A 12190-nucleotide genomic window follows, 5' to 3' on the forward strand; every position below is an offset into this window, starting at 1 on the left:
TGTCACGGAGTCGGGGGAGGGCGGCTTCGGTCGTTCCTCCCGGTCTCACCCCCTGCGCGCCGGGTCGTCGCTCCCCAGGTCGGCGGTGGGGAGGAAGCGCGGGGGGCGGCGGGCCTTCGTGGCCTGCTCGAAGGCGTAGGCGACCCGGATCAGCGTGGGCTCGGACCAAGCGGCGCCGAAGAAGGAGACGCCGACCGGGAGCCCGTGCACGAAGCCGGCGGGGACGGTGACGTGCGGATAGCCGGCCACGGCGGCGGCGCTGGAGGTGCCGCCCGTGTAGTGGTCGCCGTTCACCAGGTCGGTCATCCACGGGGTGCCGCCGGTGGGGGCCACCAGCGCGTCCAGCCGGTGCCGGCGCAGCACGGCGTCGATCCCCTCGGCGCGCGAGAGGCGGTGGTTCTTCGCCAGCGCGTCGCGGTACTCGCGGCTGGTGAGCGGGCCCTTCTCCTGCGCCTGGAGGAAGAGCTCCTGCCCGAAGTACGGCATCTCGCGCTCGCGGTTGCGCTCGTTGAAGTCGATCAGGTCCTTGAGCGTGCGCGGGACGTTGGGGCCGCGCCCGGCCAGGTAGGCGTTCAGGTCGGCCTTGAACTCGTAGAGGAGCACCTCGAACTCGCTGGCGTCGAACTGCCCGGCGGTGGAGATCTCGACCGGGTCGACCAGGACGGCGCCCTGCCGCTTCATCGCCTCCAGCGAGTCGTTGAAGACGCGCTCGACCCTGTCGCTCACGCCGCTCCCCTTGCGCAGCACGCCCAGGCGCGCGCCGCGCAATCCGTTGGGGTCGAGGAAGACGGTGTAGTCGGCGCGCGCGCGGCTCCGGCTGGCGGCGGTCGCCTGGTCGGCCGGGTCGATGCCGGCCAGGGCGCCCAGCAGGAACGCGGCGTCGGACACGGTGCGCGTCATGGGGCCGGCGGTGTCCTGGCTGTGGGCGATGGGGATGATCCCGGTGCGGCTCACCAGCCCCAGCGTGGGCTTGATCCCCACGACGCCGTTGGCCGAGGCGGGGCAGACGATCGACCCGTCGGTCTCGGTGCCGACGGCGACGGCCGCCAGGTTGGCGGAGACGGCCACGCCCGAGCCGGAGCTGGAGCCGCACGGGTTGCGGTCCAGCGCGTACGGGTTGCGGGTCTGCCCGCCCCGCCCGCTCCAGCCGCTGGTGGAGCGGGTGGAGCGGGTGGAGCGGAAGTTGGCCCACTCGCTCAGGTTGGTCTTCCCCAGGATCACCGCCCCGGCGGCCCGGAGCCGCGCGGCGATGAAGGCGTCGCGCGGCGCGGGGTGCTCGGCCAGGGCCAGCGAGCCGGCGCTGGTGCGCATGCGGTCGCCGGTGTCGACGTTGTCCTTGAGCAGCACGGGGATGCCGTGCAGCGGCCCCCGGACGCGCCCCTCCCGGCGCTCGCGGTCGAGCTGCCGGGCGATGTCGAGCGCGTCGGGGTTCAGCTCGATGATGGAGTGGAGCGCGGGCCCCCTGCGGTCGACTTCCTCGATGCGCTCCAGGTACTGCTCGGCGATGCGCTGCGCGGTGAGCCGGCCGGACCGCATCGCGTCGCGCAGCTCGGCGACGGTGGTCTCTTCGAGCTCGAAGTCGGGCGGGGCCGCCGGAGGCGCCGGCGCCGGCTCGGCGACCTCGGCGCCGCCGGGGAGCCCCGCGCCCGCGGCGACCGCCGCCAGGCCGCCGGCCACGCTCTGCTGCAGGAAGGTGCGTCGGTCCATGGTACTCCAGGGGGTGCTCCAGAGGTGCTCGATTGGAGATGGACCGGAGAATACGAAGGGGTTTCGCGGGAGGCCAGGGGGTTGGGGCGGCTGAAGCCGCGGCAGACGCGCGCCGCGCGTTCAGACCCCGTCACCATCCAGACCCAGTGTACAAACGTTTCACGCCTCTTGTAATTGAATTCCTGGACGACTATGCTTCGCCACAGATCTCCTTTCCTCCCCAAAGCTTCCGAGGTGACGCTGATGAAAAAGATTCGGCTGGATCCCGAGAATCTTCGTGTTGAATCGTATGTCGTCAACGACGAAGACAGGTTGCGGCCCGGAACAGTTTTCGGCCACAGTGAGGGCGAGTCGATCGTTACCTGTAAGAGTTGTGATTTCAGTGGGTGCGACCGGACCTGCGTCAAGACTTGCTACGATTGCGAGCCGGTGCCCACCGCGATGACCGTGTAGTTCCCAGTCTCGGCACCATGAGCAGAGCGTAGCACGCGGTACCGGGGTGGTGGGACCCCGCTGATGGCCCGGACCACCTGCACCGGGACGGGGCTTCAGTGAGCCACTGGAAGAATTGACGCGGGCAGGGGGATGGTCGGCCTGGCCGCGTCCTCAATCACGCCCGAGTTCGGCCGACCCGCGGACTTCCCGCGGGCCGGCCGGTTTTCGTCCGCCGGACAGACCTGGGAAGCGGATTGCCGCTCCGGTCGCGCCCGGGCCGGGGAGGCGTTTCGCGGGAGGCCAGGGGCGAGAGGCCTGGGTCTCGCGGCCGGATCCGCGACCGCCTGTGCTGCGCTCCGCACCCGGTTGGGAAGGACTCCAGCGACAAACCTCGAGGAAGCGGGAACCGACGGCGTCGCATACGATGCGGACCCCCGGGATCACAAAGAGCCCCTCCCCCGACGCCTGGGGAGGGGTTCGTGCCTGGGAGCCACGAGGGGATGAGACGGCGTGGCGATGCGGCCCCGTGCGCCGCGTCGGCGCGGCAGCCCCCGGGCGCGGACGGCTGGAGCCCCGGCAATCGCGGCGCGCAGTCAGGCCGGGAGGTCCTTCCGCAGGTGCAGGACGAGGTTGTCGTCGGCCACCACGGTCTCGCCGCCCTGGATGATCCGGTCGAGGTAGCTGACGCCGAGCCCGTCGGGCACGTAGCCGCGCCGCACGTACAGGCGCTGGGCCGCGCCGTAGTCCGCGTACACCCCGACGCCGATCCCCACGACCGGGGAGCGCGCGCCCGCCAGCCGCTCGGCCTCGTCGAGCAGCAGGGTGGCGATCCCCCGGCGCCGGAACCGGGGGAGCACGTTGAGGTCCTGGATCTCGGGAATCCGCTCCTCCCGGAACGGCGGGTACTTCGGCTCCCAGACCACGGTGGCGTATCCGCAGACCTCGCCGCCGCACCACGCGACCAGCACCACGCGCCGCTCGGCGGCCTGCTCGCCGAGGTAGCGCTCGTACTGCTGCCGGGGCTTCGGCCACCCGGCGGCGGCGAAGGCGGACACGATCGGCTCGATGTCGTCCGCCGCGAGCCCGCGCACCTGGACGGGCGGCTGCATCCGCCCGCCGGTCAGTTGCCCGGGGCCGTGCGGTAGCGGGCGGCGATCTGCTCCAGGCGGGCGTCGATCGCGGACTTCGGGAGCCAGCGGCCGCGCACCATCACCCCGGCGATGCGGCTGACGTTGCGGACGTCCGCCAGCGGGTCGGCGTCGAGGAGCACCAGGTCGGCGCGCTGGCCGGGGGCGATGGTGCCGACGCGGTCCTGGTTCTTGAAGTACTCGCCCACGTTGCGCGTGCCGGTCACCAGGATCTCGTACGGCGACATCCCGGCGGCGGCCATGCGCGTGAGCTCGCGGTGCAGCGAGAAGCCGGGGACGCTGAACTGCTGCGGCGCGTCGGTGCCCATCAGGATGCGGGCGCCCCCCTCGTGCAGCGCCCGCAGCACGCGCATGCGGTGGTCGATCACCCGCGCGCTGAGGATGGGATCGAACTGCGGGCTGGCCATCCGCTGCCGGAAGGCGTTGGTCCACGCCTGCACCTGCTGCGGCGGCACGTAGCGCAGCTCGGGGTAGGCCACCAGGCTGTCCAGGCTGGCCGTGCCGAAGAGCACCTCCCAGAGCGCCATGGTGGGCACCACCCACGCCCCGGCCTCGCGGGTGCGGCGGACGATGTCGGCCAGGGCCGCGGGGTCGATCTCGCCCTGGAGGCCGTTCAGGTGCTCGACGTAGCCGTCGATGTGGTCGAAGGTCTCCTGCCCCATCTCGATGGCGTGCAGCAGCCCCACGTCTTTGGGGACGTGCCCGCCGAAGCGCATCCCCACCTCGCGGGCGGTGCGCGCCATGGCGTCGTACTCGTCGCGGGTGAGGCCCGGGTGCACCTTGAGCAGGTCCCACCCTTCCTGCTTCTGCTGGCGCACCATCTGGACGGCCTGCTCGGGGGAGCTCACCGACTGTCCGTTGAAGGAGGGGCCGGCCAGGTACAGGTTGGGCGACCAGATCTCGCCCCGCAGCGCGCGCTCGCGCAGCAGGAGCTGGTTGGGCGCGCCCAGCATCCCCCGCACGGTGGTGATGCCGTTGGCCAGGTACAGGAAGAGCGTGGCCTCGGTGTACTCGGGCGGGGCGTTGGGCGGGGGGACGTGGCCGTGCATCTCGGCCAGGCCGGGGATCAGCCACTTGCCGCGCCCGTCCACCACCCGCGCGCCGGCCGGGACGCGCACGCTGTTGCCGCCGCCCACCTCGGCGATGCGGCCGTCGTGCACCACCACCGTCTGCCCGGGGACGGCGCGCTCGCGGTCCATGGGGACGACGGTGACGTTCACGAAGGCGGTGACGGGGGTCGTGTCCACCTGCGCGGCGGGCGCGCACGCGGCGGCGAAGAGGGCGAGGGCGGTGAGCATGGCGCGTCGGCTCTCTAGGGTCGTCGGGGGATGCGGGGTCGGGATGCGCCTTCAGTCTTCCGCCGCGGGGCGCGAAGCGCAAGCGCGGAGGAGCGAAACGGGTGCGGCGGGGGCGTGAAGCGTGGAAGGGCGGGACGAGTGGTGCCGTCGATCGCGTAGTTCCACCTGCATGGCGGCGATCCAGTGGATGGACGCTCCTCCGTGCCGGCCGTCGTGCCGGAGTGCCGGGCACGGTCGGCGCAGCGCTCCCGGTCCAGGAGCTACCGTCCTGCATCGTGTCGTGCGCGGGATCGAGGCGGTATATTCGACGCGTCTGGAGGCCGGCATCAGGTCAGGCGTCTCACGGTCGGCGTTCTTGCCCCGGGCGGCGCTGGCAGTAAGCCTCGAAGGGTCTGCTTCCGGCACAGGAGCTGGGTGAGCATCGCTGGAGACAGGTCGTCTGGTGCGTCGCCCACGTTCTCACCCGCGCTCCCTTTCGCGAGAATGGCTTCCTCGGCCCCTCCTCCCGCCGACCCGACACGACCGGACGGTGAGGGCGAGACTGCTTCCTGGCAGCCGGTCCAGCGAGCCCGCGCTGAATCCGGCGTTCTCCGCTTCGCGGCGTGGCCGAACTTCTCCGTGAAGGGGTGGACATCGGCGATCCGCGAGCTTGCGATCATCGTCACAGGTGTGCTGATCGCGCTCTGGGTCAGCAACTGGAACGCGCGCCGCACCGACGCCAGGCTCGAGCGCGAGTACGTTTCTCGCCTCGCGGAGGATCTACGGTCGGACACGTCGATGTTCCGGCAGACGCTGCAGATGGCGGACAGCAAGTTGGAATACCTTCGCGTTCTGGGCCCACCGCTGCGGACTCCCGCCACCGAGATCACCGACACCCTACGTTTCCTGATAGCGATCGCCAGAAGCGCGAACCTGTCCTGGTCCAACCCGCCCGTGCGCAGCACCACCTTCGAGGAGCTGGAAACCACGGGCTACCTCCGGCTGATATCGGATCCACGCCTCCGCGCACGCATCACCGACTACTACTTCGTGGCAGCGAACGAGGACAGCCGCATCGAGAAGCGCCGGACCGGATACGGCGCGGTAAGCTATCAACTGGTGCCCCACCTGACCTACGGCATGCTCGGGATGCAGGAAAGGCCCGGCTCCCGGATCGATGAAGACTCCGAAGCCCTGCGGGCACTCTCCAGCGCGGAGCGAAAGGGCCTTGTCGAGCGCGCCCGCGCCTCCCGGCTGCGTGATCTCGTACAGGCGGAGGAGAACTTCGGGCGCTTTTACGGCCGGAGCCGGGTAGAGCTGCAGAGAAGAGCGGTCGCGCTGCTCGAGGATATCGAGCAAGAGCTCGGGGGCAGCCATCCTGTACGGAAAGGCGCGGCAGGTCGCTAGGCGCGACGATCTGCGACCTTGCATGCGCGGGAACGTACGTGGTCTCGCCGGCCCGCGCCCCGACCGCGGATGCAGGCGGCGCGGGGCGTCTGGTGATCCCAGGTCCGTCGCGGCCGGCGTGATTGCAAAAGAGGCGGACGACCGGCCGGTCGTCCGCCTCTTTCTTCCGATCCCCGATCCCCCGAGCGGCTACTTCTTCGCGAGGGGGACGCGCCAGACGCGCTCGGCGTACTCGCGCACGGAGCGGTCGCTGCTGAAGCGGCCGCAGCGGGCCACGTTCAGGATCGACGAGCGCGTCCACGCCTCGGGGTCGCGGTACGCCGCGTCGACCCGCACCTGCGCCTCCAGGTAGGCGTCGAAGTCGGCCAGCACCATGAAGGGGTCGTGGTGCAGGAGCCCCTCCACCAGCGGCCGGAAGAGCCCCGGCTCCTCGGGCGCGAGGATGCCGCTGCCGACGAAGTCGAGCACGCGCCGGAGCCGCGGGCTCTTCTCCGGCTCCTCGCGCGGGTTGTAGCCGGCCGCCTTCCTCGCCTCCACCTGGTCGGAGGTGAGCCCGAAGATGAAGATGTTCTCTTCGCCCACCGCCTCGGCGATCTCGACGTTGGCGCCGTCGAGCGTGCCGATGGTCAGCGCGCCGTTCAGCGCGAACTTCATGTTCCCGGTGCCCGAGGCCTCGAAGCCGGCGGTGGAGATCTGCTCGGAGAGGTCGCTGCCGGGGAAGATCCGCTCGGCCAGCGACACCCGGTAGTCGGGGATGAAGGCCACCTTCAGCACCCTGGCCACCCGCTCGTCGGCGTTGACCACCCCGGCCACGGCGTTGATCAGGCGGATGATCAGCTTGGCCGCGTGGTAGGTGGGCGCCGCCTTCCCGCCGAAGACCACCACGCGCGGCACGGCGTCGGGGGCGTCGGCGTCGCGCAGCTCCAGGTAGCTGTCCACCACCCGGAGGGCGTTCAGCAGCTGGCGCTTGTACTCGTGCATGCGCTTGACGTGCACGTCCATGAGCGCCGCCGGGTCCACCCGCACCCCGGCCTCCTTCCCCACCAGGTGCGCCAGGCGCTGCTTGTTGCGCGCCTTCACCGCCCGCCAGCGCTCGCGGAAGGCGGCGTCGTCGGCGAACGGCTCCAGGGCGGCCAGCTGGTCCAGGTCGGTGACCCAGCCGTCGTCGATCTTCTCCGTGACCAGCGCCGACTGGGCGGGGTTGCCCTTGAGCATCCAGCGCCGCTGCGTGACGCCGTTGGTCACCGAGGTGAAGCGCTCGGGCCACAGCTCGTGGAACTCGTGGAAGATGCGGCGCTGGAGGATCTCGGTGTGCAGCGCGGCCACGCCGTTCACGGTGTGGCTCCCCACGATGGCCAGGTGCGCCATGCGGACCACGCCGCCCGAGACGATGGCCATGCGCTCCTCGCGGGCGCCGTCGCCGGGGAACGCCTCGCGCACGCGGTCGCGGAAGCGCCGGTCGATCTCGCGCACGATCTCCAGGTGGCGCGGCAGGAGCCGGCCGAAGAGGTCGGCGCCCCACACCTCCAGCGCCTCGGGGAGCACCGTGTGGTTGGTGTAGGCGAAGGTGCCGCGGGCGATGTTGAACGCCTGGTCCCACTCCATCGCGTGCTCGTCCATCAGGAGCCGCATGAGCTCGGGGATGGCGACCGCCGGGTGGGTGTCGTTCAGCTGCACCTGCACCTTGTCGGTGAAGTCGGCGAAGCTCCGCCGCTCGGTGAGGTAGCGCCGGACGATGTCCTGCAGCGTGGCAGAGACGAAGAAGTACTGCTGCTTGAGGCGGAGCTCCTTCCCCGCCCCGGTGTCGTCGGGGGGGTAGAGCACCTTGGAGATCGTCTCCGAGTCGGTCTTGGCCTCCACCGCCGCCAGGTAGTTGCCGGAGATGAAGTCCTCCAGGTCGAACTCCTCGGTGGCCTTGGCGGCCCAGAGGCGCAGCGTGTTGACGGTGTTGTTGCAGTAGCCGGGGATCGGCGTGTCGTAGGCCATGGCCAGCACGTCGCTGGTGCCGGCCCACTCGAAGTGCACGCGCCCGCGCTCGTCCGGCACGCCGCGGACGTGCCCGTAGAACTTCACCCGGTAGGTGCGGTCGGGACGGGCGATCTCCCAGGGGTTGTCGTCGCGCAGCCAGCTGTCGGCGCGCTCCACCTGCCGCCCGTCGACGATGGCCTGGCGGAAGATCCCGTGCTCGTAGCGGATGCCGTACCCCCACCCGGGGAGCTCCAGCGTGGCCATGGAGTCCAGGTAGCACGCCGCCAGCCGCCCCAGGCCGCCGTTGCCGAGCCCGGCGTCGGGCTCGGCCTCGCGCAGGTCCTCCAGGTCGTAGCCCAGCTCCTCCAGCGCCTCGGCGGTGGGGCCGTCCAGGTCCAGGTTGACGAGCGCGTTGCCGAGCGTGCGCCCCATCAGGAACTCGAGGGAGAGGTAGTAGACCCGCTTGGCGTCGGCGCGGCGGTAGCGCGCCTCGGTGGCGGCCCACTTCTCGGCCAGGCGGTCGCGAATGGTCCAGGCCGCGCTCATGTAGACGTCGCGGTCGGTGGCGCTGGCGCGGTCGCGGGCCAGCGTGTAGGTCAGGTGCTCGGAGATGGCGCGCTTGAGCGACTCCACGCGCGTGGAGCGGCGCCCCGCGTCGAGGGACTGGATGCTCATGAGATAAAACGGAATCCGGGCGGAGACTGCGAGAGGACCGGCTCACGGGGTCGCGTCGCCGGTGACAAAGGTACGGCGAGGGACTGCGGACTGGGTGTGTACCGGAAGCTAGCCTCGCGGGTTCCGCCGCGAAAGGGAGGGGGCCGAAGTGCCCGTCACTGCGGCGCTTGCGACCCGCCCGCCGCGCGCCTGTCCTCGGCGCGGCGGCAGGGGAGCGCGATCAGGAAGCGCGAGCCCTCCGCGCCCTCGAACTCGGCCCAGGCGCGCCCGCCCAGCGCCTCCACCGTCTCGCGCACGATGGAGAGGCCCAGGCCCGTCCCCTCCACCGCGGTGACCGTGTCGCCGTGGGCGCGGAAGAAGCGGGTGAAGAGCCGCTCGCGCTGCTCGGGGGGCACTCCCAGCCCGTTGTCCTCCACCTCGATCACCAGCTCGCAGACGGGGCCCTGGGCGCCGGGGGCGCCCAGGCGGGCGCGCACCTCCACCCACTTCTCGGGCCGGTCGGGGTCGGCGTACTTGATGGCGTTGGAGACGTAGTTGGTCAGGCACAGCTCCACGGCCGCGGCGTTGACCTCCACCTCGGGGAGCTGCTGGACGCGCACCTGCACCCCGCGCGCGTGCGCCATCTCGCGCAGCTGCCGGGCGACCTCGGCGGCCACGCGGGGGAGCAGCACGTTGCGCTGCTGGCGCACGCCGTCGGGGTTCATGCGCGAGAGCTCCAGCAGGTTCTGCAGCACCGCCTGCATCCCCTCGGCGTTCTCGGCCACCATGCGCGCGAAGCGGGTGCGCTGCCCGGGGTCGGCCGCGATGACGGGGTCGGCCAGGAGCTGCCCGGCGCCCAGCACCGCGGCGATGCGGTTCTTCAGCTCGTGGCTCACCATGCGGTTGAAGGAGCGCAGCCGCTCCTCGCGCTCGCTCACCCGCTCGGCGGCCAGGCGCAGGTAGCGCGCGGTGGTCACCTGCTGGATGACGGACACCGCACGGAAGAGGCGGTGGGCGCACGCCAGCAGCTCGCCGCGCGAGCACTCCTCGTCGATCTCGTCGGCGGTGCGCGCCAGGAAGGAGAAGAGCACGCCGCCCAGCAGCTCGTACTCCTTCAGGATCTCGTGCGCGTCGAAGCCCTGCGACCAGCGCAGCTCGCCCAGCTCGATCGCCTTCCCCATGACCGGCGCGTCGGCGGTGATCTCGTCGCGGGGGTCCTCCAGGTAGTCGGCGATGCTGTCCATGAGCAGCGGGACGTGGTCCAGCAGCTCGTCGGTGGGGAAGACCTGGTTGGGATCGAGCTCCACCCGCGCGGCGATGCGGTCCAGCCAGCGGCGGGTGAGCTCCTCGCGCGAGGCGCGGATGCGCCCGGCGAGCGCCCCCGCCAGCCGGCAGTTGACGTTGATCTCCATCGCGTCGGAGCGCGTGCCCTGCACGGGTCTCCTCCCCCATCGCACGGAAGCCGCCGCCCGGGTGACGGCGGGCCGCCGGATGGAGGAGGAAAGCACGATGCGGGCCACGCGGGGGACCGAAGGGAGCGACGAGGGCACCTCACTTGAATTCCGACAAACTACTGTGTACCCGGTTCCATTAATGTTCGGCGGCGTTCCCAGTCTACTAACCGAAAGCACCCATGCAGAAGCCGCTCCGGAATGTGAACAGCGGCTCCAATCCTGAAGATGCGCACGGGTGTTGCACAGTGGATGTTTTATGGGACGATACGAGATTGCACTGCTTCCGTTCGCACAACTCTCACCCCAGGCGTGCGAGGCGCTTGCAGTTGCGCTAGAAGAAGCCCAAGAGGTGCTGATCTCATGGAATCTGAGGCAAACCGAGAATGGAAGAATCGCCAGAGCAATCCGGCAACTTCATACAGTCGCTATGAATGGCTCGTTCGGTAGCACAAAGGCGCAACTCTATGAAACAGCACGCGCGATTTTTCTCGCGAATGACCTTTACGTTATCACCCGTACTCTTCCTAGTGAGCGCGACGATCCTATCGCTCAGGAACTGGCGGCGATACTCGGCGGCTCTTTAACGGAAGACACCCACGATCGACGCGCATACGAGATGCAGAGCCAGTTCTGGTTCGGCACGCTCCTGGCCCAGTCTGAGTTACATCCTACCTTACTTGCGGGAGTAGGACGCCGGCCGGACTTCATAGTTACCGTCGATAACGTACGACTGGCTGTGGAAGTTAAGCGTCCGACATCCATCAGCGCGGCTGAATACGCCGTCCGCAAGGCTCACCGCCAAATACGTGAGTTGGGAATCCCTGGGATCGTGGCACTCGACCTGTCGGATGCCATCGGCCTTCGGCAACTTGACACAGAGCGTGCACGGGCGAGCGGTGCTGTCCGACCGCATGATCTGGCTCGACAGCCATTCAATGAAGCTGCGGAACAGGTGCGGCATTACATTGATTCGAACAGACCAAATCGGTTCGAGCGGCTCCTCGGGCTGATCTTTTACGCGCGCTACTGCGTGTGGCACGCACCTGAAAGCTCAGACCTGGACTTTGGCCTCTTTCTGAATGGACATATTTTCGAAAACGTCGCTGGAGGAATCTACGACCATTTCGCTATACGGATGCTAGGGCGGCTAGTGCCCGGTATCGAGAATCTCACCGGCAATCCTTTCATACGTGAGTAGCGTGGCTCCGCGTTCTCCCCCTCGCAATTCCCGACCTGTTTGCATACTTTCGACTCTCCTCCATCGACGCATCGATCCCCATCCGTCGCCATGAAGCGAATCGCCCTGCCCGCCCTGCTCCTCGCCGCCTGCGCGCCGGCCGCGCCGCCGGGCCCCGCGCCGCGCCTGGCGGAGCTGGAGGCGGAGGTGCGCGAGATCATCCGCCGGGGCGCGGGCGACACGGCCGAGGTGTCGGTGGCGTTCCTGGACCTGGAGACGGGCGACTCGCTCCTGGTCGACGCCCACCGGGTGTTCCACGCGGCCAGCACCATGAAAGTGCCGGTGATGCTGGAGCTCTTCCGCCGCGCCGACGCGGGCGAGGTCTCGCTGGACGACCCGGTCGAGGTGCGCAACGGGTTCCGCAGCATCTTCGACGGGAGCGCCTACACCCTCTCGGCCGACGACGACAGCGACTCCACCCTCTACGTCCGCGTGGGAAGCCGCGTCCCCATGCGCGAGCTGATCGGGCTGATGATCACCCGCTCCAGCAACCTGGCCACCAACCTGCTGATCGACACGGCGGACCCGAAGCGGATCGAGCGGACGCTGGCCGGGCTCGGCGCGGCGGAGATGAAGGTGCTGCGCGGCGTGGAGGACGGCCCCGCCTACCGGGCGGGGATGAACAACACCACCACGGCGTACGGCTTCGCGCGGGTGCTGGCGGCGGTGGCCGGCGGCCGCTCCGCCTCGCCCGCCGCCAGCCGCGAGATGGTGGAGATCCTGGGGCGGCAGGAGTTCACGGAGATGATCCCCGCCGGCCTGCCGCCCGGCACCCGCTCGGCCAACAAGACGGGGAGCATCACCCGCATCGCCCACGACGGCGCCATCGTCTTCCCCGAGGGGCGCGCGCCCTACGTGCTGGTGGTGCTCACCCGCGGCTTCGCCTCGTCGCGGACGGCGGCG

General features: G+C 70.0%; 8 protein-coding genes. 3 read left to right on the forward strand and 5 right to left on the reverse strand.

The window, feature by feature from the left end:
• Positions 1 to 45: 45 nt before the first annotated feature.
• From VF746_01455 to VF746_01465, 3 genes are all read right to left on the reverse strand, one after another.
• Complete coding sequence (locus tag VF746_01455) at positions 46 to 1707, reverse strand: amidase (GenBank protein HEX8691079.1); 1662 nt, start codon at positions 1705 to 1707, stop codon at positions 46 to 48.
• Positions 1708 to 2735: 1028 nt separating this feature from the next.
• Entirely contained in the window at positions 2736 to 3251 is a 516-nt protein-coding gene (locus tag VF746_01460) for a GNAT family N-acetyltransferase (protein ID HEX8691080.1), read from the reverse strand.
• 11 nt (positions 3252 to 3262) lie between these two features.
• Positions 3263 to 4588, reverse strand: a complete 1326-nt coding sequence (locus VF746_01465) for an amidohydrolase family protein (protein ID HEX8691081.1) — start codon at positions 4586 to 4588, stop codon at positions 3263 to 3265.
• Between the two features lie 618 nt (positions 4589 to 5206).
• Between VF746_01465 and VF746_01470 the strand changes: the two genes are divergently transcribed.
• Positions 5207 to 5974: a hypothetical protein gene (locus tag VF746_01470; protein ID HEX8691082.1), complete on the forward strand. Its 768-nt coding sequence runs from the start codon at positions 5207 to 5209 to the stop codon at positions 5972 to 5974.
• A gap of 189 nt (positions 5975 to 6163) precedes the next feature.
• Here VF746_01470 and VF746_01475 read toward each other — a convergent pair whose 3' ends face one another.
• Together VF746_01475 and VF746_01480 are read right to left on the reverse strand one after the other, a co-directional pair.
• Positions 6164 to 8617 carry a glycogen/starch/alpha-glucan phosphorylase gene (locus VF746_01475; GenBank protein HEX8691083.1) on the reverse strand — a complete coding sequence of 818 codons (2454 nt, stop codon included), beginning with the start codon at positions 8615 to 8617 and terminating at the stop codon, positions 6164 to 6166.
• Positions 8618 to 8772: 155 nt separating this feature from the next.
• Entirely contained in the window at positions 8773 to 10032 is a 1260-nt protein-coding gene (locus VF746_01480) for a sensor histidine kinase (GenBank protein HEX8691084.1), read from the reverse strand.
• A 274-nt stretch (positions 10033 to 10306) separates the two neighbouring features.
• Here VF746_01480 and VF746_01485 point away from each other — a divergent pair, with 274 nt between their 5' ends.
• Both VF746_01485 and VF746_01490 read left to right on the forward strand, forming a co-directional pair.
• Complete coding sequence (locus VF746_01485; GenBank protein ID HEX8691085.1) at positions 10307 to 11248, forward strand: hypothetical protein; 942 nt, start codon at positions 10307 to 10309, stop codon at positions 11246 to 11248.
• 90 nt (positions 11249 to 11338) lie between these two features.
• On the forward strand, positions 11339 to 12190 hold an 852-nt coding region (locus VF746_01490; GenBank protein HEX8691086.1), incomplete at its 3' end, for a serine hydrolase.

Origin of the sequence: Longimicrobium sp. (assembly GCA_036389795.1) — a bacterium.
Classification (GTDB): Bacteria; Gemmatimonadota; Gemmatimonadetes; order Longimicrobiales; family Longimicrobiaceae; genus Longimicrobium.

Excerpts from the sequence above, each read along its gene's own strand:
- VF746_01455 (HEX8691079.1), bottom strand. The coding sequence starts at position 1,707 with ATGGACCGACGCACCTTCCTGCAGCAGAGCGTGGCCGGCGGCCTGGCG.
- VF746_01460 (HEX8691080.1), bottom strand. The coding sequence starts at position 3,251 with ATGCAGCCGCCCGTCCAGGTGCGCGGGCTCGCGGCGGACGACATCGAG.
- VF746_01465 (HEX8691081.1), bottom strand. The coding sequence starts at position 4,588 with ATGCTCACCGCCCTCGCCCTCTTCGCCGCCGCGTGCGCGCCCGCCGCG.
- VF746_01475 (HEX8691083.1), bottom strand. The coding sequence starts at position 8,617 with ATGAGCATCCAGTCCCTCGACGCGGGGCGCCGCTCCACGCGCGTGGAG.
- VF746_01485 (HEX8691085.1), top strand. The coding sequence starts at position 10,307 with ATGGGACGATACGAGATTGCACTGCTTCCGTTCGCACAACTCTCACCC.